Raw genomic sequence first — 22,403 nt, forward strand, 5'->3', positions numbered from 1 at the left:
AAAACTATCCGGGTTTTCTTTCATTTATTCACATGCAGTTTTTAATACACTTCATACTTACACTATCTGTACTGCTGGTTCCTTCAGAACTTCAAAAAAACCGGAAGGCTACTACCCTGCATGCTTTTCATACCTCATTAACCGAAATACAGTACAATGCCAGAGAGAAATCGCTTGAGGTAACTATCCGTATGTTTACCGACGACCTCGAAAGCGCGCTAACCAAACTTAACAATGGCCAAAAAGTTATGATTGGGGGTAAAAACGACAATAGCGATGCCCTGCTGAGCAAATATGTGCAACAACATTTTGCCATTATTAGCCCACAGAAACAGAAAAAAGCCATGCAGTATCTGGGCAAAGAACCCGAAGGCGATGCCACCTGGGTGTATATTGAAATACCCGAAGGGCAAACGCTAAAAGACCACACCATTTATAATGACCTGATGCAGGAGTTATTTGACGACCAAACCAACCTGATTAACTTATTCTACGGCAGCAATAAAAAAACCTTTCTCTTCAACTCAAAAATCAAGAGTGCGGCCATTGAGTTTTGATTTTTAGCATAGACTTTAATACCTTTAAGGAATCAACCTTATCTGTAATAATATCTATGAAAAATCCACTACTACTATTGGTTTTTGCCACCATTTGTCTGGCTGCTACCGCGCAAAAAAATAACCCCAAAAAAGAAGAATGGGAGCAAATGTTTAATGGCAAAGACCTGAACGGTTGGGACATTAAAATTGCAGGCCAACCACTAAACGATAATTACAAGAATACTTTTAGAGTAAAAGAGGGAATTCTTCAGATAGCGTATGACGAATACGAAGCGTTTAACGGAAAATACGGCCATCTATACTACAATAAGCCCTATTCTTATTACAAACTTCGTTTTCAGTACCGTTTTGTAGGTAACCAGACCAAAGGCGGTGCCTCATGGAATGTCCGTAACAGCGGTGTAATGTTGCACTCGCAATCAGCAGCCAGTTTGTCTTTCGGACAAGACTTCCCCGTTTCTCTTGAACTACAAATGCTGGGAGGCTTAGGCAAAGGCGTGCGTCATACGGCCAATCTTTGTACGCCAGGCACGCAGGTTTATATAAAAGGCAAACTGAATACCCAACATTGCATTGACTCGTGGTCTAAAACTTATGACGGCGACCAATGGGTTACCATAGAAGCGCTGGTGCTGGGTGACTCGCTGATACAACACCTGATTGATAATAAAGTTGTTTTTGAATATGAAAGGCCCCAGATTGGTGGGGGCTTTGTAAGCAACGATTATAGCTGGAAAGACGCCCACGTTGATGAGGCCGCGGCTCAGGAATGGATTAAGAAAGATGGAACACCTTTAACCGAAGGGTATATAGCCTTGCAGGCAGAAAGCCACCCAATTGAGTTTAAAAAAGTTGAAATACTAAACCTGAAAGGCTGCATGGACCCAAAGGCGGTCAATTTCAAATCATATTATATCAAAGCTGATAACACTTTGTGTGAGTATAAGAGATAAGTACTTAGCACATAATTTTTATAGTTTTCAATTTCCGGATAGTTATTCAAAGACAAACCACTAAGGCTTAAACATACCCTGGCGGATTATATTTATAGCCGATTTTTTACCTTACAGGTGTTTTGCTTAAGAGGTACAAAATAACAATCTGTTCTGAATAGCGGTATTTGCCATTATACCAAGCCTATTCTAATGCCACTTACGGCGGGTTTATTACGTATAATCAAAAATACCTAAGTATATAATAATCAGGTGTTTAGTTGTTGAAATGTAAAATTTTACGTTTATTCGCTCTATAATATTTCAAGTTATATACTGAAATATTTAAAAATTGCTCAATATCATTGAATACTGGGACGCCAGGGTTATGAAAACTAAACTATTACTAACACTTCAGTTTGTTATTATTGCCGGGATTAGCCTTGCCCAGAGGAATTTTGTTAAGGGTAGGCTGATAACCGCCAAGAATGATACCCTGAGCGGATATATTGATTATAAAGAATGGATTAAGAGCCCCCTTGAGATATTTTTCAAGCGAGAACTGAACCAACCCAGTTTTGTTTACGGCAGCGCAGAACTGAACGGATTTATCATAGATTTTAATCAGGAAACTTACGCTTCATTAAGTTTTTCTATCGAAAAATTCCCCCGTAACGGTAGCAAAGAGGTGTTTCCAAGCCTGGCAGCCTACGCCAACCGCAATAAAAAACTAACGCAAAGAAGTGCTTTTGTAAGAGTGCTGGCTTCTGGGAGGGCTACGCTTTATTACTTTGTAGATAAAGACTCTGAAGAACATTTTCTGGTAAAAGTTCATAACAGACTTGAGCCTTTGGTGTACCACATCATAGAAACCGGAAACCAGACAGCCAAATTAAAACAGTATCAGATTCAGATAGAAGAAATGCTGGCAGACGCCTGCAAAAAGTTGCCCATTATGAATACTGATTACTATGCAAAAGACCTCAAGAATCTGATAGATAGTTATAATGATTGCTTCAGGATTGTTACACTGCCAGAAATGGGTCTCAACAACCATGGAAAATGGGAATATGGCCCAGTAGTGGGTGCCGGATATTCGCAGATTATGCATATTGTTTCAACCTCTGTGCCGCCTAATTATGTTTACGTAAAGGGTAATGGCAATTTAACGCCAGCCGGAGGAGTTTTTCTAAACTACGTATTCGGGCGTGGCCGTGGCAAATTTGCAATTGTTAATGAGTTACATACATACGCCCTCAAAAGCACAGCTTCCGATGCCGAAAGTCGGTTCCACTATGATATCCGGTATCTGGGGCTTCAGAATCTGTTCAGATATACATTTTATATCGGCAAACCTTCGGTTTATGCACTGGCGGGAATCTCGAATGCAATGATTATTGCCGACAGAAGTGTGATTGAAGATAAAGACAGAGGTCGTACAGACCTCAACAACGCCTTTGACCGCAAAACCGAACAGGGCATAATTGCCGGTATAGGTGTAAGCAATAAGAGGTTGATACTTGAAGGACGTGGCTGCTGGGGTAACGGCTTCTCTGCGCAGGTGCTTAGTTCGGCGCCAACCAATAGATATGAGTTACTGGCCAAATGGAATTTTGGTCATGTACGCCGCTAACTGTCCATTTGTTATACCAGCAAACCGTCGGTCAGGCTCTTCCATTGTAATTTACTGGCGCCTAAAATGCCACCAAAAGCAACAAAGGTATTTCTGATTTTATCTATTAGCCCCACACCTTCAATATTGGGTTTCTCGTTACGGCCATGCACTTCTGCTTTTAGCTTCATTTCTTTACGTTTCACAATAAAAGTATTGGTGGCGGCGTCATCAAAAAAATGGGCGGTTTCTTCTTTCCCGGCTTTTTTCTGCGGATTAGCCGAAGGCCTTATGGTTATGGAAATAAATTCCTCATGCACACGCTCATCTTCCACGATATTTTCAATTATTACCCAATCGTACCCCTCGCCAGAAGTGTTCGTAGGGCCGGGTATTTCTATTTTTATATAATCACCAACCATAGGTAAACGGTCTACCGGTTCAGCGCGGGCGTCAATGAGTTTAAACTGCAGATTATCGCTTCCTATCACTTCATGCCAATGGTTCACAGCCAATAGTCTTTGTTTTGAAATCTGAAATTGTGCCTTTGCCTGCTTTTCAGTTGAAAAACTCTCTTCTGATACGGTATCGTAAGATGTTCCTTCTCTTTGTGTAGGAATGGTGGGTTTCATAAGATGTCTATTTTATGTCTCTGTTTCAGGGTTTGATATAACTTACCATAGTTACGATAAAAACCTGTGCCAGTGCAGCCTGCGCATTGTTCAGTATCTCCATTTCACTTAAATAATGTTAAATAGTTGCTGATGCCACTGTGTTGACTTTGAGATGGAACCAATATATCCGACTTTAGCAAATGAAACCTAATTTATAAACCAACGCCATGCGCAAAGCACAATTACATGCCATCTGGATTTACTATAAGGGTACAAGCCCCTTTACTTTAATGGTTAGCCTGGGGCTTTTATACACCTATTATCAGTTTAAGGATGGCGCTTCACTGTTTGTCTTTTCAAAAATCATTACGCTTGTTTTAACGGCAATTCTATTGAAATTTTATTATAAAACTGATGCGTTTCTGTTTTATGAGAACCTGGGTATCACACAGAACCAACTTATACTTTTTACCTTGATTTTGGATTTGCTTTTATTTTTGACCGGCCTGTATTTAACTGCATTGATATGACAAAAAATTTACTTGAAGCTGACAGTATTTATCTTGAATTTGGGGCACGCAGCATTCTCTCAGATGTATATGTAAGAGCCGAAACCGGCAAGGTGACGGGTTTCCTGGGCCGTAACGGATGCGGCAAAAGCAGCCTGATGAGAATTATATTCGGCTCGCTTCGGGGCAATTTTCAATCGGTTCGTATAAACGGCCAGTATAAACGCACGCTGTTAACTTCGCCGGGGGCTATCCGATATCTGCCGCAGAAAGCATTTATACCCAAACATTTAAAAATTGAGCAGGTATGTAATTTGTATGAGGTGAATCTGAAAGATGTTATAGAAGACTTTCCAATATTTGATAAATATAGTAAGCAGAAACTGGGGGCTCTTTCCGGTGGAGAAATAAGGCTCTTTGAGACTATGGTTATTCTGAAGTCAGCAGTAGCATTTGTTATGCTTGATGAACCCTTCTCTCATCTAATGCCTCTTCATGTTGAAAAACTGAAAGAAATAATAGCAAAAGAAAAACTTAAAAAAGGGATTATCATTACTGACCATCTATACAGGCATATTATGGATATGAGCGATGATTTGTATTTAATAAGAGAAGGAAAAACCTTTCAAATAAATTCACAAGATGACCTGATTCGCCACGGGTATATGTTGGAAAAGGATAGCTAAAGTATCAGAAATATCGTAGGTTTTTTATGCAAATCAGGCTTTTGCTTTTTCCATTCTTTTACCGGCAAAGTTCTAATCAGTTCGTCTTCAGCTGTAATGTTGGCAGCAATGCACAGCAATGTTTCAGCGCCCATATTTTGCAGCACGTCATCCAGCATCTGGTTGTTACGGTATGGGGTCTCCATAAATATCTGTGTCTGGCTCTTATTCTTTGCTGTTTGTTCCAGACTTTTAAGGGCTTTCACTTTGGCAGCTTTTTCAATAGGCAGGTATCCATGAAAAGTAAAGCTTTGCCCGTTAAAGCCGGAAGCCATCAACGCCAGTAAAATGGAGCTGGGCCCCACCAAAGGCCTGACTTTATAACCCAGCTGATGGGCAAAGCCAACAGCAACAGCACCGGGGTCGGCAATACCGGGGCAACCGGCCTCGCTTATAATGCCTGCATCAGCTTTTAGTTTTTTCAGTTGAGCCAATGTCTGGTCTTGTGGTGTGTCTTTGTTTAGCTCATGAAACGTAAGCTCGTCTATCACCTTCCCAACCTTCAGGCTACTGATAAACCGCCTGGCAGTACGTATATCCTCGGCAAAGAAAATATCAACCTTTGTAATTACCTCAACTATCTGGGGTGCCAACACACTGGTCTGTGTGTCGGGGGCCAATATGGTCGGAATCAGAAAAATATTCATCTTATATAACAGGTAATAAAAACTAAAGGCATATCATATATGTATAGACAGGGCAGGCATCATTACTTAATTATTTCAGTTTCATCCGGTTTATCAAGAGTCAGAGCCTGATGATATTGATTGAGCCTCCACATAGATAAACCTATTAAAACCACATAAATAACCGAAACGGCATAAGCCAAATAAATAAAGAACTCGTGATAATTGATACTTTTCTGAAAGAAGTTCTTGTAAAACAGTACCAGAATGCTGCCCAGATATGCGTAATAATCGGCAAAGGTAATCATAAAACCCACAGTACCCGAACGTTTGAAGGCCGCAATCATCCGCTCAAAATAAAGACTATTACACATGGCATAGGCCATATACAAGCCAAGCCCTAACAAGGTGAGCCAGACAACTGGCGATATTACCCCTTGCTGATAAAGCAAGGTACTTAGCCCGATCAGCGCTCCACCCACAAGCATGAGGCATTGAATAATAACAAAAGCCCTGTAGTTGTTCTGCACCCAGCGCATGGCGGCCATCATCAATAACACAGCAATAGCAATGGGTATTTCTGTCTGGGTAAAAATGGCTGAGTTATTTCCATAGCCCAAGGTTTTCCATATTTCGGGGGCAAAGTTATCACGAAACTCTCGGAAGGTTGTAAGCAAAATATAAGAAACCACAAAAATGGTAAGGGTCAGTGTAAACTCATTAATAAATGCTTGCCTGTCTGACCTCTGCATGGGCTTTCGTTCCGACCTACTGGCCTTATCTTTCTCACTGGGCGGTGGTATCTGTCCCATTAGCCATACGCAACAACCAAAGGGTAGTATCATAATGGCGCAAGCCACAAATGGCATCCAGAACTCGCTTACTTCCAGCGTGGCCATAACCCATTTACCAATGCTTTTGGCAAAGCCGGAACCCATAATAAAAGACGCCGTTAGCACGGCCACAAGCAGGTCGGTTACACGCCTGCCTTCCAGAAAACCAAGCATAATACCATACACCATACCTAAAGGCAGACTGGCCAGAAAAATAAAAAACAGATTGTAAGGCGCCGGAACCCAGGCAAAAAACAGATAACAAACCCACGACAGCAAAATAATGAACATCAGATTACGGGCTCTGCTGGCAGGCGCCATTTCAGACACATATTTGATACCCAAACCTTTAGATACTGCAAAGCCCAAGACCTGAGCCGTAATGATTAGTATTTTATAATGAATGCCAAAGAAATAAAGGTCATCATAAGTAGCGGCAGTGTAGGCGCGCCTGAACGGATAAAAGCACAGATAGGTAAAAAAGGCAGCTATGGAGGTAAATACAGCAAATGCTGTTGAATTAACTGCCAAATATGCTTTAAGTTTGTTCATTTGGTATGAAGTGTAGGGTAAATAAGGAAGCCTTGCTGCCGGTGGCAGAAAAGATTAATTAAATTTTCATAGATGTATGTTCATGCAAATTTGAGAATTCCGAATGAATTACCTAATTTTACATCAAAAAAATAAGCTTTTATTCTAAGCCACAATGAGAGAGATACAATTTAGAGAAGCCCTGCGCGAAGCCCTTTCAGAAGAAATGAGACGTGACGAGAACGTTTTTCTGATGGGTGAAGAAGTAGCCGAATACAACGGTGCATATAAAGTAAGCCAAGGAATGCTGGACGAATTTGGCCCTAAACGTGTGATTGACACTCCTATTGCCGAGCTTGGTTTCGCCGGTATTGGTGTAGGAGCAGCAGCCAACGGTTTACGCCCGGTTATTGAGTTCATGACGTTTAACTTTTCTTTGGTAGCTATTGACCAGATTATTAACTCAGCAGCTAAAATAATGGCCATGTCAGCCGGGCAATATACCTGTCCGATTGTATTTCGTGGGCCAACCGGTAATGCCGGGCAGCTGGGTGCGCAACACTCACAAAACTTTGAAAACTGGTTTGCCAATACGCCCGGTTTAAAAGTGGTTGTACCGCATAGCCCTTATGATGCCAAAGGTTTGTTGAAATCATCTATCAGAGACAACGACCCGGTTATTTTCATGGAGTCGGAGGTGATGTACGGTGATAAAGGTGAAGTACCACAGGAAGAATACCTGATTCCGCTTGGCAAAGCTAATGTGATTCGCGAAGGTTCTGATGTTACCATCGTTTCTTTCGGAAAAATGATTCCGCGTGTGGTTTTACCTGCCATTGCTGAATTGGATAAAGAAGGTATTAAGGCTGAATTGATTGACCTGCGTACAGTAAGACCTATCGATTACGCTACTGTAATTAACTCTGTGAAGAAAACCAACCGTTGCGTGGTAGTAGAAGAAGCATGGCCATTGGCGGCTATTTCATCAGAAATCACTTATCACTTACAACGTTACGCTTTCGATTACCTGGATGCGCCCGTTATTCGTGTTAATAACATGGATATTCCTTTGCACTATGCACCAACTTTAATTGAAGCTACATTGCCAAACGTAAAACGTACAATTGATGCTGTGAAAAGCGTATTGTACAAAAAATAAGCGTTTGTAAAATATATGATAAAGCAAAAATCTCCGGAGGGGTCTCCGGAGATTTTTCATTACCGGCCTATTCTGATGCCGAAGGTTGTCAGATTCTGAGACCAGTTCATATCAACAGTTTCATAAGGCGGAAACTTACTCCGCGTATTGCGGCTCTGGAAGAAATTATTGACATCTCCCTCCAGAAAAAAAGTAAACGCCTTGTAGCCCAGGTTCAGAATTAAGCCGTAACGATAAGGGTTATCCTTGCTTTTTATAGGGATTTTTACATCCTGCTGGTTAATTGATTTTATCTCAGGGTAAATCTGGCTACCGCCTATTAATCTTCCTATATAAGCTCCGAAACCGAAATGAAAGGTTTTCTGGTTTGAATTACCATAGAAATTAACAGTGGGTATTATCTTGAAATTGATATAGAACAAAGATTGATTGTAAGCCGATTCGGCTTTTGGGCCAGCAGTACCCACCAGGTTATCTATGGTATAATAGTTACCAGCAGGCGACGGCCTGTAAACAGCCACTGTATCAAACCCGGCAACATTGGTATTGCTGGCCCGCAGCAGGTATGAAACCCTGTTATTGATGTCGCGGTTCAGGTAATACCAGCTGATATCAAATCCATAATGTAGTAATAGTTCTTTTCTGCCTGTTTGTATAAAACTCTCCTGGCGCATGAGCCCAATGCTGATATTTGGCGATGCGAACGTCTTTTGTCTGAATAAATCTGATGTGTTTTTGTAGGGATTATACACCGAATTACCTCTTTGCAGATACCTGGCCGAACTAAAACCAAATGACAGATTCAGATAGGTGTTTCTGGTAAGCCTTTGCCACGGAGTAAGCCCCTCTAACTCTTGCTGGCGGGTGGTTTCTTTGGTATAGGTATTGCCTTCGTAGTCTTGCCTGATACTGCGTCTGACATTAGAGGGCATCTCTTCCAGATCCTGATTCATTTGTCTTACAATGCGGTTCAGGTCATATTTTTCGAGCGCCTTCAGGTCTTCCTGTGTTGCGCCCCACAATACAATCTTTTTTCGCTTGCCTATATTTACCACTATTGAGTCTATAGCTGCACTTTTTATCATTGCAAAGCCATAGGTATCAGTACCTACAACCAACAACAGCAGCAAAAAGAACTTCTTCATGGCAGGTAATACATTAAAGATAAGAAGTAACAGGTGTGTTTATGCAAACCAGATTCAAAACCCGGTTATTGTCAGAAACAGGCCATTATTTAACGGTAGAATCGGCAGGTATGGATTCATTTTTGAAACTCTGCTTCACAAATGCCCATATCTTGTTAGGCTTGCTAGGGTCTGCGGCCTCAGGGGTTTTATCAACCTGCCTGGCAAGGCGTGCCTGGCGGCTTTTTTTCTTCTCTTTTGGCGCAATTACATAATCGTCTTCATCTTCAGGAATCTCCAGTATAGCTACCCTTTCCCGCTTAGCAGGGGCAACTGCCGTAGCAACTTTATCAATAGGCTTACTGGGTCTGAAGATAATGGGGGCGTCAAAAATAACAGGGCGTACATAAGCCGGCTCGTTTCTTGATGTTACATTGTTGTAGCTAAACTCCTGCTCGCCGTCTTCAGTAGTTACCAGATTATCAAACGCTTCATTGGTGTTTTCGTTTGGCTCCTGCACAAATGGTTTCACTTCGTTTAAAGACCGGCCATTCTTTTTATGCGCTTTCCGGCCCGTATTCTGCTCTTGTGGCTTATCTTTCAGCGCTACCAAAGCAGATTCATTAAACCGGGCTTTTACTGAAGGCGGTTGTGAAGATTTAGCAGATGGTGTATGACGAGGCTCCATTTTATTGGCCATTATGCTACTTTTGTCTGCAAGCACCCCATAAACTCCGGCAAGGCCAAGCATCACCATTCCTGCTGCAACGGCTTTCCACCATCCGAAACGCTTCTTAACCTCTTGTTTTTGTTCAAGGTGCTGCCACACCCGGCTTTTATCCCAATCGGGGTTAAAGTCAGAATTCTCAAGATTTTCTCTGATTTTACTATAAAAGTTCTCTGTTTGCATCACTTTTATTAGCTATTTGTAATTTCTTTTGCAATAATTTGCGTGCATGGTTCAACTGCGACTTTGAGGTTCCCTCGCTTATCTGCAGTTGCTCTGCAATTTCTTTATGTGTGTAACCTTCAATGGCATACAGGTTAAAAACCGTACGGTACCCATCGGGTAATTCGGCAATCAGCCTGTAAATCTCCTCTGTCGAAATCCTGTCGAGTATATGATCATCAACTGGTACATCCACCGCTTCACTTTCAGGCATCAGATGAAAACTTGCCTGCCGGCGCAGTAGCATTAATGCCTCATTCACCACAATTTTTTTCATCCAGGCCTCAAACGACCGCAGGTTATCGAATCTGAAATGGATAATGCCATCAAAAATCTTCAGAAACGAATCTACCATTAAATCTTCGGCCAGCATTCGCTCACGTACGTAACGGTACGCAATCCGATACAAAAAGCTGCCATAATGCTCAAAAATTTCTTTCTGGGCAGCAGCGTCTTTTTGTCGCAGACGTTCGATTGTAGAGGTTAGAATCAAAGTTTAAACGTGGCTTTTAGTGTTAATGCGTAAAAGTGCCAAAAAGTTGTATCAGCCAATAAAAAAACCTGAAATTAAACAAAAAATAAACCAATTGCAGGAGTAAAGCCGGGTATAAACCCATCATTGAGTGATTCTGAAAAAAGCAGCAACGGCTTTCGCCGCCTAGAGGAAGAGAATGTAGAAGGTATTACCCTTACCCCTCTCTGATACCGGAGAGAGGGGCATTAAGGGTTATTTTTTATTTACTACGTTGAATTGCTTTCAGCAAAGACGTGTCATCGGTAGTATCAAGTGCTATTTCCCATATCATTACACCTCCGCAGCCACGTTTTTTGGCCAGTCTGGTTTTGTTCTCAATGGTGATTGTTCCGTTGTAGAAGGCGCCTTTCCAGTAATCATCGTACGCGCTGGCGCCGTCTTTGATTAAATCGCTATAACCCGGACCATAGTTACCCATACCTTTTTTTGAATAGAAGGGTAGGCCCAACACGGCTTTGTGTGCTGGCAGGCCGCGTTCTTTAATCCAGTAGTCAAGACTTTTTACAGCTAATGAGTACGGCGAGTGTGCAATAACATAACTCGGGCCGTAATCAGCGTCATACGCCATCAGATTCAGCCAGTCCATCTTATCAAATGCTGCTTTTTTGATTCCACCACCCGTTTTGCCATAAGAAATAACGGCTGCGGTAAGTTTCTTGCCTTTTTTATGCAGGGAATCTGCCAGCTCTGAAACCAGACTTACATAATGGTCGGCTGACGGGCTGTCTTCATCCGGATACTCCCAGTCTAAATCTACTCCATCAACACCATAAGTTCTTACAAACTGCAAAACGTTTCTTACAAACGTATGGCGCCCATCGGCGCGCTCGGCCATTTTATGAAAACGGGTGTCGTCTCCGCCCCCATCGCCAATACCCCAGCCCCCAATAGAAATAAACACCGATTTTTTATGCTGATGTGCCACTTTTACCAGGCTTTTCAGCGACTCAGGATTACCCAGTGGCAACAGGGTGTCTCCGGTTTTTGCCGGAATGGCAAACGAATAATTGATATGCGTAAGCAGGTGCATGGGCAATTTTTCAGCCGGGATGGAAGGCGTGTAATAACCTACCACCTTAAATTCTTTGTTTTGTGCAGATGCAGCATGTGCCACTACTGAAAGCATCAGTAACGATAATAACCACGATTTAACTTTCATTTTTCTTTGGATTTGGTTTTGCATTTATTCAATTACCAGCCAGGTGTAACCCTCAGCCGGTAGCTGAACTGTTATTTCAATAGAATAATCACGGTTTAATAGATAAGCAGTTGTTTTGCCGTTTTGTTCTCTTACTTTAGCTACTTTGGTTAAGCCCGAATAATAGAGCGGCAGCTTAATTCTACGGCTGATGTTTTCTTTTAGAGGATTATAAAGCATAACCAGGCCTTTGGTTGCCAAAGCAGGATTCACGTGCATGATACCGTCCCAGTCGCGGCCGTCCGGGCGCCGCAGATGTATGATGTCAGAATTAAGGATATCTCTGTATTTTTTATACCATTTAATGGTTTCAGTTACCACTTTTTTTGTTTCCGGGGTATCATATAACCGAGGGCCACGATAGCACGCCTGTATGCCTGCTCCGTAATACTGCATCATGAGTTGTTTGTAGTCTTTCAGATGCTCGCTCAGAGGCTCCAATACTGCTTCGGCTCCGCCACCCTGGTATTTGGTGAGCGGCACAAAACCCCAGCCCATTGAAGGAGTTTTATCCCAGGTGCCATCAAAAATATTCTGGCGGTTCAGTATTTTCTGTTGCTCTCTTGACAGCGAAAAGTTAACCTCTCTGTAACCCAGCGCAATTTTGTGTGAGCCATCCATAAAATACCAGTCGGGCGCGTTAATATAAACACCACGGGCATTGAGCCATTGATAAAACTCTTTTTGCATTTGCATCTGTACCCATTGCGAATCATCTAAACCTTTGTGGCCGGGGTGGCTGGTAGAAGCGCACACATCGCCCGGATACGGGCCGTCATGTTCCAGCAGGTCAAATCCGGTTTCGCTGATAAACTTTTTCAGGCTTTTGATATAATTGATTCCCCACTCACTGGCCAGACAAGGCGCATGGCCAAAGAAAGCGCCTTTATCAGGCAAACCCGTTACGGGGTCTATTACGTCGTTCGCATCATCAATCCGCCTGCTGCTGAATAATGAATAGCCACCGAGTTTAATTCCTTTACTGTGCGCGTAGTCGGCCAGTTCTTTAAACTTCCGGATGTTCGCATCTGATGCGTCTTCCATATTCAGGCCGCTGCCAAAGCTCAGTATCACCATTTCGTAGCCGGTTTCGGCACATTGGTCAATTACACCTTTCACGGTGGCAGGGTCTGTGCTGATGAGGTGCATAAAGATGGGGTTCTGGGTTGTCCAGGGTGCAATGGCTCTATACATTTTCCGGCGGGCCAAACCGTTTCTTTCCCTGTCGTAGCTGTCAAGAAGCAGTTCATACGTGCGGATGGATTTATAGCTTGCTCCGGATGCCAGGTCTATACCTACGCCTAAAGTCGGATACACCTCTACCACACAAGGGGTTTCGAAATTGTAATTCACCTGCGATGTATAGGTACTGTCTATCTTCCAATGTGTGGCCTGGTCTGAAAGCTCATAGCGCATGGCATTGTTGTAAGCATAGTTGTTTTCTATGTATAGCTTTTGCGGTTTTTTCATCTTCTCAGGCTTACCTACTACCGCCGATTCTTCTTCTGGTGTGGCCAGAACCTCATTTACAACCTGTGCCAGCCTGAATGCCCCCTTCGATTGATTACTGATAGTAACCCATTTACTAAGCAGCGGGATACCGTCAAAAACTTCATAATGCACTGCTACCTCGATACCTTTCAACTCTGGCAAACCAGACTGAAAGAACAGCATAAGGCTCTTACCTTTGGGTTGCGTAGGGTTGGCTGTCCATGTAGTGGGTTTCCAGTCAAAATGAGGTTTCACTTCTCCTGTTTCATAACGCACAAATTTGAAGTCGTCCGGCCCGGCTGTTAAACCTGGTATCCACTCTTCCAACAGATATGCGTGTTCTTTTTGCCCGTATAGTCCACCAACATTAAAGGTCTTGCCATTGATAACCACCCGTGCCTCGGGTCTCACCGAACGCACAAATTGTTCGTTGGTTGAAAGGTTTTTGAAACTGACGGTGGCCGCGTTCGGACTAATTTTTATCCGGCGGCTAATCAATCCGTTCGTAATTTCAAGCATCTGTCCGTTCTGCAGAACATTCACTTCACTGTTTTGCATAAAAGGTCGCACCAGCCAGTCTTGACTTGGGGTCTGGGCGAATGTCTGGCTGACAGCCAACAGACCAATAAAAAGCAGATTGTTGAAGGTCTTACGGTGGCGCATATTATTTATGGGCATTAGTTAGTTCATAAGTCCAGGCATACTGGCACGGAATAGTATTAGGGTTTAACTGCGGAGCAACTATGGTAAGCACTTTGTTTTTGTATGTAAACTTAATATCGCCGTTAAAACCCAGCAATTTTACTTTGCTTGGTTTTTCTATATTTTCAATTATGATGTTATCCTGCCATTTGCTGCTAATGGCATAGATATTAGCAGCTTTTTGGGTGAAATGCAGCTTTGAATCTTTTGCATAGGCGGGGGCTTTGTCCCATTTGCGCGAGCCATAAATGGCTTCTCCGTTTACCTTCATCCAGTCGCCTATTTCTTTTAATCGTTGCTGCATAATAACCGGAATCCTGCCGTCGGCTGTCGGCCCTATGTTAAGCAGAAAATTTCCTCCGCGCGCAACAATATCTACCAGTTGGTGCACCAGTTGCTCGCCTGTCTGGTAAACTTCCAGGTTTTCATTGCGGTTATAGCCGAAAGATTCTCCAATACCACGGCATTCTTCCCAGGGTCTGGTAAATCCATTCGTCGGCAAATTGTCAGTGCCGCCATGACCGTACTCAGACGTATAAAAACTGCCATGTTTACTCTTGGTATCATTACCCCAGCGGTCGTTAACAACCACACTGTTTTTTACGGGCGAATCATTATACAGCCAGGCCAGAAACTCTTCGCTTTGCCAGGTTTTGGCAGGGTGGTCCCATTCTCCGTCTGTCCAAAGAATATCGGGCTGATATCTGGTTACGAGGTCTTTCATTTGTGGAATCATCCGTTCGTTTACATACTTTTTTACATCGCTTTTATAAACCGGATTAAACCATTCGTATAAAGAATAATAATAGCCCATGTGCAGATTTCTGGCCTTTACTGCCTTAGATAAATCTCCGGCCAGGTCCCGGTGCGGGCCCACATCAACGGCATTCCAGTTCCAAGACTGGGCACTTGGCCAGAGCGTAAAACCCTCGTGGTGCTTTGAGGTAAGGACTACATATCTGGCACCGGCCTGCTCAAATATCCTGGCCCAATCTTCAGGTTTAAACATTTCTGCTTTAAACTGCTGCACGAAGTCCTGGTACGAAGCCTTGCCGTAGTTTTTTTCATGAAACGCTACAAACTCTTTATGAATTTTAAGATTAGGTGCGAAGAGCCTCTGCCAATACCATTCGGCGTAGCCACTGCCAAAACCGTCGGCATTAGAATTGGTTGCCCAGGCAGGCACAGAGTAGATTCCCCAGTGAATAAAGATTCCGAACTTGGCATCCCGAAACCATTCTGGCGTGGGGCGCTGGTCGAGGCTATTCCAGTTGGGCTGATACTGGGCGTATGTTTGCAGACCTACCAGTGTTGTTAGTATTAGAAGGTATTTTTTCATGTTTATAGGTTGAATAAAGGCGTGCCGCGGTTTGATGCCGCAACACGCCTGAGTACCTGAATTAACAGGTTATTATTTTATTCATTACTTAGGAAAATGGCTCTTTGCCATAAATACCTTGCCGCCGTCGTCGGCCAGCGTAACCGAATAACTGAAACCATGCTGAATAGAATAGGCACCGTATTCGCCCTGTTTATTAATGGCAATAAAACCTACCTGAAAGCCTTTGGCTTTTTCAGGGTTAATTTTTACAATACGCTCTACGGCTATTTTGCAGGCCTCTTCAGGCGTTTTGCCCAGGCGCATCATTTCAACCACCAGGTGGGTACCGGCAACTCTGATTACCTCTTCTCCCTGGCCAGATGAAGTGGCAGCACCGACTTCGTTATCCACAAACAAACCGGCACCAATAATGGGGGAGTCTCCTACCCTTCCGTGCAGTTTAAATGCCATACCACTGGTAGTACAGGCACCTGAAAGGTTACCTGAGGCATCCAATGCAATGGTACCCATGGTATCGTGGTTGGCGGTACCGTCTTCAAAATAACTTGGGGCAAACGGGCCGCTACCATTTTTACGGGCTTTAATCTGCTGTTGTTCTATATTGATAACAGGTTTGTATTCAGACTTCTTCAACCATTCCTTGTAGGTCTTTTCAGCATCCGGCGATAACTTATCAGGCTCTTTTTTGAAACCATTTTCTAAGGCAAACTGTAAGGCGCCGTCGCCTACCAACATTACATGCGGGGTGGTTTCCATCAGTTTGCGGGCTACCGAAATAGGGTGTTTGATGTGCTGCAAAAATGCTACTGAACCGCAGTTGGCTTTTTCGTCCATAATACAGGCATCAAGTGTTACTTTCCCGTCACGGTCAGGATTCCCCCCCAGCCCCACACAACAATTAATGGTATCTTCGATTGAATTGGCTGCTACCTCTACGGCATCAAGCGCGCGGCCGTTCTTTTTCAACACTTTCCAGGCCTCGGCGTTTACGGCCAGGCCGCTGTCCCAAGTGGAAACCACAATGGGTTTGCCGGCTATGGTTTTTGCGTTAGAAAATGCCCTGCTTGCCGACAGGAATGGTAAGCTAAAAGCCGACCAGCGTATAAATTTTCTTCTCGATTGCATTATTTTGTTAGTATTAGGTTATTGAGCTTCTTTTAATATTTCACAAATGTACGGTCTACGGTGCCGTTATCATAAAAATCAAGTACGGCATAGGCAGGCTCGAAGTCTCTGAAAGGACCTCTCCACCAATTACCTGAAACCGCCCCGTTGTTATAATGCGTTACCCCCTGATAGCTAAGCGCCTCCTGCATGTGCAAATGCCCGCTTAAACAAACCTTTACGTTTGGATAATTTCTGAACAGGTTAACTAATGCATGCGCATCGGTATGAATTAAATAGTGCGGTTGCTGCAGGTCGCCGTTTTCGGGCACTTTATCAAAAAACAAACTGGCTGCCGCTGATAAAATGGGTATATGAGAGGCCACACAAATATGCTGTTGTGCCGGGGTAGTGTCTAGCTCTGCCTTTAGCCATTCCAGCTGCTCAGGGTCAATCTGACCCATAAAGCCGCCCTGTGGATAAAGCTGGGTAGAGTCTAGCATAATGAATTTCCAGCCTTTTTTTGTAAATGCGTAATACCGTTTGGGCATCCGGAACTCTTCTACAACCCATTGTTTACCATAGAGGTTGTCGCCTTTTAAATCTGCTGTTTTATTAAACCATCCCCATATATCATGATTACCGATGAGATGTTTTATTTCCAACCTGTTGTTTTCTTTCAATAACTTGCTGAAAAGGTTGAACTGTTGGCGGGTACCTTGTTTTGTGTTTTCAAGTGCATCTAATATGGCATCACCGCCATTGATTATAAAATCCGGCCTGGGAGTCAGCATATTGGCGCTTTGATAAGCTCTGGCCATGCCGGCTTCTGCCTCACGAATGGGTGAAACGTGCACATCTGACAGGTAGGCTACCCTGAATGCCTTTTTACGGGCAGATGCTGCGTTTGGTTCAACTCCGATCATGGTTCCTGCAATTGCACTATTTTTCAGAAATCGGCGGCGGTTCATATCCTGTTATCTGTTAATTTTCAACGCCCATGCATAGCTGTTACCTGCGGATTTTCTGGCTTTTTCCGGAATCTCAACTACTATTTTACCATCCTTTGCCATCCATTTTATTTTCTCCTTGCTGCCCAATAAACTTACGGTTGCCGTTTTGGCCAAGGTAAGTTTACTGATTTCAATACTGGCAGGAAGCGTTTCGCCTTCATCAGCCCTATAAATGGCATAAGTAGTATTGCCATTATGCGTAAACACCAGTTTGTTTTGTTTACCCAGTTCGTTGTCACCTCTTGTATTATAAATGGCTTCCCCATTTACCTGCATCCACTTACCAATTTCTTCCAGACGCTGATACGCCTCTGCATGGAAATCTCCCTCAGGGCCCGGCGCAATATTCAAAAGCAAGTTACCATTTTTTGATACTACGTCGGTCAGAATATGAATTAATTTTCTGGCCGGTTTAAAGTTCTCTTTTGGTATATAACTCCATGAATCGCCCATAGTCATACAGGTTTCCCAGGGTATTGGCATGTAATGGTCCGGAATCTGCTGCTCAGGCGTTACGTAGTTTTCAAATTCGCCACTTACGGTTCTGTCTACTACCAGCAAACCCGGCTGATGGCTTCTTGCCATTCCGGCAATGCGCGGCATATCGATGTCCTGGTCGAAAGGAATGGTTCTCTGCCATGAAACTGTGGAGTCGATAGTGCTGAACGGGCGTACCCAACCCCCATCAAGCCAGAGGATATCCATCTTGCCGTAGTCGCTCATCAATTCTTCAATCTGGTTGTAGGTAAATTGCTTGAAAGCCTTCCATTTTTCAGGATATCTGGCCGGATGGTACGACGGATTACGGTCTTTCGGCGGGAAATATGACCACCAGTAATCGTTAGAGTGCCAGTCTGGCTTAGAGAAATACGCGCCAATCATGAAATCGTCTTTACGGAAAGCCGCAAAAACCTCTTGGGCAATGTTGCTCTTCGGGTTAGAGGCAAAAGGTGTATTAGTGATTTTATAATCGCTTTGTTTGGTGTCATACATCGCAAAACCATCGTGATGTTTGGTGGTAAAAACCAAGTATTTCATACCTGCATTTTTAGCTGCGGCAGCCCATTTGTCAGGATTAAACTGAATGGGATTGAAAGACTTGGGCAGGTCTTCGTATGCTTTTTTATACTCATACCAGTTGTCTTTGAAAGGGCCTTTGCGTTCGCACCAGCCTTCGTCTTCAGGGCAAAGACTCCAGCTTTCTACAATACCCCATTTGCTGTAAGTACCCCAGTGCATCATTAAACCAAACTTTACATTCTGCCACTGGTTTAGTTTTTCTTTTACTTTGGGGTCGGTGGGTACAACATATTTATCATGATTCTGCTCTGAGTGTTGCTGAGCAGAAAGTGTATGCGCCAAAACGGCAATGATAAGTGTGACTAGCGTTTTTTTCATTTTACTTATAATGAGAAAAGAAAGTTTAGAGCTGCAAAGGAATTGGCACTTTCTGAGTCTTGTTTTCTTATTCTCTTGTTTATCAATAATAATTACTGGTTATGGTTTAGACAGCCCCAACTAACGAAACACCGTTTCGTTATACGTTTAATAAATGCGGCCGTTCGCGTTCAATTTTCAGAATCAGCTCTCCAAAAAGCGTGTTGGCCCATGCAAACCATTTACGTGTAAACTGAGAGGCATTGTCTTTATCGAAAGACTCATGCATAAAACCTGTGCCTGCATGTGTGGTTTTCAGGTAATACAACTGGGCCTTTATCTCCTGCTCACTAGTGGATGTCATGGCACGCATAATGATGCTCATGGGCCAAATCTGATTAACCAATGTATGCGGGCTTCCGATTCCCTCGGCAGCTTTGCCCTTAAAGAAATACGGATTGCTGTAGCTCAGCACGAAACGTCTGGTGTTCTGGTACACCGGGTCGGTAGCTTTTACAGCCCCCAGATACGGCAGGCTCAACAGGTTGGGCACGTTGGCATCGTCTTGTAACAGGCAGTTACCAAAACCGTCTACCTCCATGGCATATACTGGCCCGTAGATTGGATGTTTGATGACAGCATATTTTTTAATAGCTGTTTCAACCTGATTGGCAAGCGCCTTACATTCTGTTGCAAAGGCGGTATTATTCAGTACTTTCTCTGATATTTCGGCAAGCTGGCGGAAAGAAACAACCGCGAACAGATTGGACGGAATCAGGAACGGGTACTGGGTGGCATCGTCGGAAGGACGGAAAATACTGTGAATCAGACCGTTTGGTTTGGTATTATTACCATAGCCATTACCAGGTACAGTATCTGTAGACCAGGAGGTGGTACGACCAAAACGGTAAGGCCCCCTGTCGGTAAAGCGTTGTTGCACTTTGCAGGTGGCAATAATCAGTCTGGCTGCCTGAAGCCATCTGGCATCAAAAATACTGGTATCGCCAGAGGTCTTCCAGTAATGATAGGCCAGCCGAACAGTGTAGCACAGTGAGTCCAGCTCCCATTTCCGTTCATGCAACTCAGGTTTCATGTCTGTGTGGTCGGAGTACCACTCCGACTTACCCGGCCCATCGTTAAACGCATTGGCATAAGGGTCAATGAGTATACACTCGGTCTGGCGGTTGATTACCCCCGCTATCAGGTCTTTCAGGCGGGCATCCTGCTTAATTAAAGGCAGGTAAGGCCATACCTGCGCCGAGCTGTCGCGCAGCCACATGGCATGAATGTCACCCGTAATTACAAACGTATCGGGTCTGCCGTTTTTGGTTTTGAAAATAACCGTAGTATCAAGCGTATTGGGGAAACAGTTTTCAAACAACCAGGCCAGTTCAGGGTCTTTTACAGACTTTTTTATGCGCTCAATAGTGGCCTCAATGGCCGGGCTGGTAAAGTTTCTTTTGTCTGGCGCGACCCTAAAAGTAGGGAAACCAGCGGCAAAGGCATTGGTACCTGCCAGCAGGCCTATGCCAGCCAAAGAGGTAGTTTTAATAAAATCTCTTCTATTCTGATGCTGCATTTAACAAATAGGTTAAAAATTAAATTAGGGCTGGCCTTAAGCGGTTTTCAGCAGGTTTTCAACCACGTAGGTATGCACCCCATATATTTTGGCGTTTTCGCCCAGTTGAGAAATCTCAATTCTTAAATCTTCCTTGAAGTCGGTTAAGCAATACTTATTAATGGCGTGTTCTATCGGGTTTACGATGAGTTTCTGCGCTTTAGACAGCACGCCGTCAATAATAATAATCTGAGGATTAAACAAATGCACGGCTATAGACAAACCCTTGCCCAATTCTAAGCCTATGTTGTGTATAATGTCAATAGCAAAGGCGTCGCCCTGTTGGGCAGCCTCAATTACCATTTCAAGATTAATGTCTTCAATTTTGTCTTTATATTCACCCAATTTAGACACTTTACCTTGTCTTAGGCCGTCTTTGATGTTTTTAAGCAATGACGAGGCCGAGGTTATGGTATCAAGACAGCCAACTTTTCCACAGGTGCAAAGCACGCCATCAGGATTCACCTGAATATGCCCCAACTCTCCGGCAAAACCAGAGGCGCCGTCAAATATTTCACCGTTTACTACTACGCCCAGACCAATGCCCCAGTCAACATTGATCGACAACACATGATGCTTGCCTTTGGCCAGCCCGAATCGATACTCGCCAAATGCATTGGCTTTAGAATCGTTCAATACGTAGGCTGGTAACCTGAAATGCTCCTCAATTGATTTGGCCAGCGATTTATTCTCGCTGTTAAGGCTTTTATAGGTGTAGTTGATACCCGTATTTTTATTGACCAGCCCCGGGATAGAAACCCCGATAGCAATCAGTTTTTTACCTTTGGTTATTTTCTGCTCTATTACGTTGTCTACCAACGAAAAAAGTGTCTCCAGAAAGATGGGATTGTTTTTTAGCTGTAAATCAAAAACCTGTGTAAAAATGACCTGATTACGGAGGTTAAGCAGAAAAACCTTGGTGTCGTGCGTGTTGATGTCTAGCACCAGAACAAACTTCTCTTTGGGATTTATGCCGTATATAGCCGGCCGGCGGCCCTGCTTTGACATCCCAAATCCTGTTTCAATAATCCACTTTTCTTCAACCAGTTCTTCAATAAGTGCAGTAATTGACGGAATACTGATGTGTAATGAGTGAGAAAGCTCTGCTATGGTATTGGTTTCGTTGAGATACAGCTCAGAGATGATGCCCTTTTTCTGTCTGTTTTTTTTGATATCGATGACCGATTCTCTACTGGTCCCTTCAAGATCGTTATCGAGAGATACTTCTGACATTGTTTATAATAATTTAATGAGGTTAGGCTCATAACAAACAGGCAGGCGCTTTAAAGAGGGCTCCGGTTATGATTTTATATTTTCGTATAGGGTGAATTTTAAAAAACAGTAAGCAATTTATTAAAAAAATAGCAAGACTTTTTCTTGATTCAGGCTTTTTTGCAAATCAGGCCTAAATATCATATAAAATTTAATAAGACTTCATATATTTTTAAAAAAATTTAATAATTAGTTTTTATTAATCAATTTTTATTTATGTTTGTAACCACATTTAAGATTTTTTTAAAAATCTGTTCGCATCAAAAAGTATCACTATATCAATTTTATATTGATTTTTTTGAACCGCATTCTTAATCCACCATATACGTTTTGCTTTTTATCTCCAGTTTTCGCTACCCGTAAAACGGAGTATTTTAAGACCATTACTATAAGAATGTTTAACCTTAAATCGTCAGAGTATAGCTAAAAATTAACTAAATCTAGCCTATCTATGGAAGCAAAGTATATAGTAGGACACCCTCATAAAAACGTTTGCTTGTTTTGCCACCCGGCAAATTAACAGCACGTTGTCTGAGTGGTCATTTTCCTGTTATGCTTCAATGCCGATTCTGAAAAT

Annotated in this window: 20 protein-coding genes; 6 read left to right on the forward strand and 14 right to left on the reverse strand. The window is 43.1% G+C overall.

Features of this window, described 5'->3' with window-relative positions; genetic code table 11:
• Positions 1 to 32 precede the first annotated feature (32 nt).
• The 3 genes from MB380_RS18870 to MB380_RS18880 all read left to right on the forward strand — a co-directional run bounded on the left by MB380_RS18870 (position 33) and on the right by MB380_RS18880 (position 3,125).
• On the forward strand, positions 33 to 557 hold the full coding sequence (locus MB380_RS18870; RefSeq protein WP_253529944.1) for a DUF6702 family protein: 525 nt from the start codon (positions 33 to 35) through the stop codon (positions 555 to 557).
• A gap of 56 nt (positions 558 to 613) precedes the next feature.
• Positions 614 to 1,513 (forward strand): DUF1080 domain-containing protein, encoded by a 900-nt coding sequence (locus tag MB380_RS18875; RefSeq protein WP_253529948.1) that lies wholly within the window; start codon positions 614 to 616, stop codon positions 1,511 to 1,513.
• Between the two features lie 367 nt (positions 1,514 to 1,880).
• Positions 1,881 to 3,125, forward strand: a complete 1,245-nt coding sequence (locus MB380_RS18880; protein WP_253529951.1) for a hypothetical protein — start codon at positions 1,881 to 1,883, stop codon at positions 3,123 to 3,125.
• 11 nt (positions 3,126 to 3,136) lie between these two features.
• Here the strand turns inward: MB380_RS18880 and MB380_RS18885 are convergent, their stop codons facing one another.
• On the reverse strand, positions 3,137 to 3,736 hold the full coding sequence (locus MB380_RS18885; RefSeq protein WP_253529954.1) for a hypothetical protein: 600 nt from the start codon (positions 3,734 to 3,736) through the stop codon (positions 3,137 to 3,139).
• Between the two features lie 209 nt (positions 3,737 to 3,945).
• Here MB380_RS18885 and MB380_RS18890 point away from each other — a divergent pair, with 209 nt between their 5' ends.
• Positions 3,946 to 4,248 (forward strand): hypothetical protein, encoded by a 303-nt coding sequence (locus MB380_RS18890; protein WP_253529957.1) that lies wholly within the window; start codon positions 3,946 to 3,948, stop codon positions 4,246 to 4,248.
• A complete protein-coding gene (locus MB380_RS18895) occupies positions 4,245 to 4,913 on the forward strand; it encodes an ATP-binding cassette domain-containing protein (RefSeq protein WP_253529968.1) in 669 nt (222 codons plus the stop codon). The genes MB380_RS18890 and MB380_RS18895 overlap by 4 nt, the downstream gene beginning before the upstream one ends.
• Here MB380_RS18895 and MB380_RS18900 read toward each other — a convergent pair.
• Both MB380_RS18900 and MB380_RS18905 read right to left on the reverse strand, forming a co-directional pair.
• Entirely contained in the window at positions 4,910 to 5,599 is a 690-nt protein-coding gene (locus MB380_RS18900) for an SAM-dependent methyltransferase (RefSeq protein WP_253529970.1), read from the reverse strand. The two genes, MB380_RS18895 and MB380_RS18900, sit on opposite strands and share 4 nt — an antisense overlap.
• Before the next feature lie 62 nt (positions 5,600 to 5,661).
• A complete protein-coding gene (locus tag MB380_RS18905; RefSeq protein ID WP_253529972.1) occupies positions 5,662 to 6,963 on the reverse strand; it encodes a DUF5690 family protein in 1,302 nt (433 codons plus the stop codon).
• A gap of 154 nt (positions 6,964 to 7,117) precedes the next feature.
• On the opposite strand from MB380_RS18905, the gene MB380_RS18910 reads away from it, so the two are divergent.
• Positions 7,118 to 8,101 carry a pyruvate dehydrogenase complex E1 component subunit beta gene (locus MB380_RS18910; RefSeq protein WP_253529973.1) on the forward strand — a complete coding sequence of 328 codons (984 nt, stop codon included), beginning with the start codon at positions 7,118 to 7,120 and terminating at the stop codon, positions 8,099 to 8,101.
• Between the two features lie 59 nt (positions 8,102 to 8,160).
• Here MB380_RS18910 and MB380_RS18915 read toward each other — a convergent pair whose 3' ends face one another.
• The 11 genes from MB380_RS18915 to MB380_RS18965 form a co-directional block, all read right to left on the reverse strand.
• A complete protein-coding gene (locus MB380_RS18915) occupies positions 8,161 to 9,246 on the reverse strand; it encodes a hypothetical protein (RefSeq protein WP_253529975.1) in 1,086 nt (361 codons plus the stop codon).
• An 85-nt stretch (positions 9,247 to 9,331) separates the two neighbouring features.
• Entirely contained in the window at positions 9,332 to 10,135 is an 804-nt protein-coding gene (locus tag MB380_RS18920; protein ID WP_253529978.1) for a hypothetical protein, read from the reverse strand.
• On the reverse strand, positions 10,113 to 10,667 hold the full coding sequence (locus MB380_RS18925) for an RNA polymerase sigma factor (protein WP_253529981.1): 555 nt from the start codon (positions 10,665 to 10,667) through the stop codon (positions 10,113 to 10,115). The genes MB380_RS18920 and MB380_RS18925 overlap by 23 nt, the downstream gene beginning before the upstream one ends.
• A gap of 241 nt (positions 10,668 to 10,908) precedes the next feature.
• Positions 10,909 to 11,868: a glycosyl hydrolase family 18 protein gene (locus MB380_RS18930; protein WP_253529984.1), complete on the reverse strand. Its 960-nt coding sequence runs from the start codon at positions 11,866 to 11,868 to the stop codon at positions 10,909 to 10,911.
• Positions 11,869 to 11,892: 24 nt separating this feature from the next.
• On the reverse strand, positions 11,893 to 14,076 hold the full coding sequence (locus MB380_RS18935; protein ID WP_253529986.1) for an alpha-galactosidase: 2,184 nt from the start codon (positions 14,074 to 14,076) through the stop codon (positions 11,893 to 11,895).
• A complete protein-coding gene (locus MB380_RS18940) occupies positions 14,063 to 15,439 on the reverse strand; it encodes an alpha-L-fucosidase (RefSeq protein WP_253529988.1) in 1,377 nt (458 codons plus the stop codon). The genes MB380_RS18935 and MB380_RS18940 overlap by 14 nt, the downstream gene beginning before the upstream one ends.
• 84 nt (positions 15,440 to 15,523) lie before the next feature.
• Complete coding sequence (locus tag MB380_RS18945; RefSeq protein WP_253529989.1) at positions 15,524 to 16,567, reverse strand: isoaspartyl peptidase/L-asparaginase family protein; 1,044 nt, start codon at positions 16,565 to 16,567, stop codon at positions 15,524 to 15,526.
• Positions 16,568 to 16,599: 32 nt separating this feature from the next.
• Positions 16,600 to 17,517 carry a metallophosphoesterase gene (locus tag MB380_RS18950; protein ID WP_253529991.1) on the reverse strand — a complete coding sequence of 306 codons (918 nt, stop codon included), beginning with the start codon at positions 17,515 to 17,517 and terminating at the stop codon, positions 16,600 to 16,602.
• A 6-nt stretch (positions 17,518 to 17,523) separates the two neighbouring features.
• Positions 17,524 to 18,957: an alpha-L-fucosidase gene (locus MB380_RS18955; RefSeq protein ID WP_253529994.1), complete on the reverse strand. Its 1,434-nt coding sequence runs from the start codon at positions 18,955 to 18,957 to the stop codon at positions 17,524 to 17,526.
• Positions 18,958 to 19,096: 139 nt separating this feature from the next.
• Positions 19,097 to 20,515 carry a glycoside hydrolase family 125 protein gene (locus MB380_RS18960; protein ID WP_253529997.1) on the reverse strand — a complete coding sequence of 473 codons (1,419 nt, stop codon included), beginning with the start codon at positions 20,513 to 20,515 and terminating at the stop codon, positions 19,097 to 19,099.
• A gap of 36 nt (positions 20,516 to 20,551) precedes the next feature.
• A complete protein-coding gene (locus MB380_RS18965; protein WP_253530000.1) occupies positions 20,552 to 21,787 on the reverse strand; it encodes an ROK family protein in 1,236 nt (411 codons plus the stop codon).
• Between the last annotated feature and the right edge of the window lie 616 nt (positions 21,788 to 22,403).

The sequence above is a fragment of the Emticicia sp. 21SJ11W-3 genome (assembly GCF_024138715.1).
Lineage (GTDB): Bacteria > Bacteroidota > Bacteroidia > Cytophagales > Spirosomataceae > Emticicia > Emticicia fluvialis.

Excerpts from the sequence above, each read along its gene's own strand:
- MB380_RS18940 (WP_253529988.1), bottom strand. The coding sequence starts at position 15,439 with ATGAAAAAATACCTTCTAATACTAACAACACTGGTAGGTCTGCAAACA.
- MB380_RS18915 (WP_253529975.1), bottom strand. The coding sequence starts at position 9,246 with ATGAAGAAGTTCTTTTTGCTGCTGTTGTTGGTTGTAGGTACTGATACC.
- MB380_RS18905 (WP_253529972.1), bottom strand. The coding sequence starts at position 6,963 with ATGAACAAACTTAAAGCATATTTGGCAGTTAATTCAACAGCATTTGCT.
- MB380_RS18900 (WP_253529970.1), bottom strand. The coding sequence starts at position 5,599 with ATGAATATTTTTCTGATTCCGACCATATTGGCCCCCGACACACAGACC.
- MB380_RS18920 (WP_253529978.1), bottom strand. The coding sequence starts at position 10,135 with ATGCAAACAGAGAACTTTTATAGTAAAATCAGAGAAAATCTTGAGAAT.
- MB380_RS18960 (WP_253529997.1), bottom strand. The coding sequence starts at position 20,515 with ATGCAGCATCAGAATAGAAGAGATTTTATTAAAACTACCTCTTTGGCT.
- MB380_RS18930 (WP_253529984.1), bottom strand. The coding sequence starts at position 11,868 with ATGAAAGTTAAATCGTGGTTATTATCGTTACTGATGCTTTCAGTAGTG.
- MB380_RS18890 (WP_253529957.1), top strand. The coding sequence starts at position 3,946 with ATGCGCAAAGCACAATTACATGCCATCTGGATTTACTATAAGGGTACA.
- MB380_RS18935 (WP_253529986.1), bottom strand. The coding sequence starts at position 14,076 with ATGCCCATAAATAATATGCGCCACCGTAAGACCTTCAACAATCTGCTT.
- MB380_RS18875 (WP_253529948.1), top strand. The coding sequence starts at position 614 with ATGAAAAATCCACTACTACTATTGGTTTTTGCCACCATTTGTCTGGCT.
- MB380_RS18895 (WP_253529968.1), top strand. The coding sequence starts at position 4,245 with ATGACAAAAAATTTACTTGAAGCTGACAGTATTTATCTTGAATTTGGG.
- MB380_RS18880 (WP_253529951.1), top strand. The coding sequence starts at position 1,881 with ATGAAAACTAAACTATTACTAACACTTCAGTTTGTTATTATTGCCGGG.
- MB380_RS18955 (WP_253529994.1), bottom strand. The coding sequence starts at position 18,957 with ATGAAAAAAACGCTAGTCACACTTATCATTGCCGTTTTGGCGCATACA.
- MB380_RS18870 (WP_253529944.1), top strand. The coding sequence starts at position 33 with ATGCAGTTTTTAATACACTTCATACTTACACTATCTGTACTGCTGGTT.
- MB380_RS18945 (WP_253529989.1), bottom strand. The coding sequence starts at position 16,567 with ATGCAATCGAGAAGAAAATTTATACGCTGGTCGGCTTTTAGCTTACCA.
- MB380_RS18965 (WP_253530000.1), bottom strand. The coding sequence starts at position 21,787 with ATGTCAGAAGTATCTCTCGATAACGATCTTGAAGGGACCAGTAGAGAA.
- MB380_RS18910 (WP_253529973.1), top strand. The coding sequence starts at position 7,118 with ATGAGAGAGATACAATTTAGAGAAGCCCTGCGCGAAGCCCTTTCAGAA.
- MB380_RS18950 (WP_253529991.1), bottom strand. The coding sequence starts at position 17,517 with ATGAACCGCCGCCGATTTCTGAAAAATAGTGCAATTGCAGGAACCATG.
- MB380_RS18885 (WP_253529954.1), bottom strand. The coding sequence starts at position 3,736 with ATGAAACCCACCATTCCTACACAAAGAGAAGGAACATCTTACGATACC.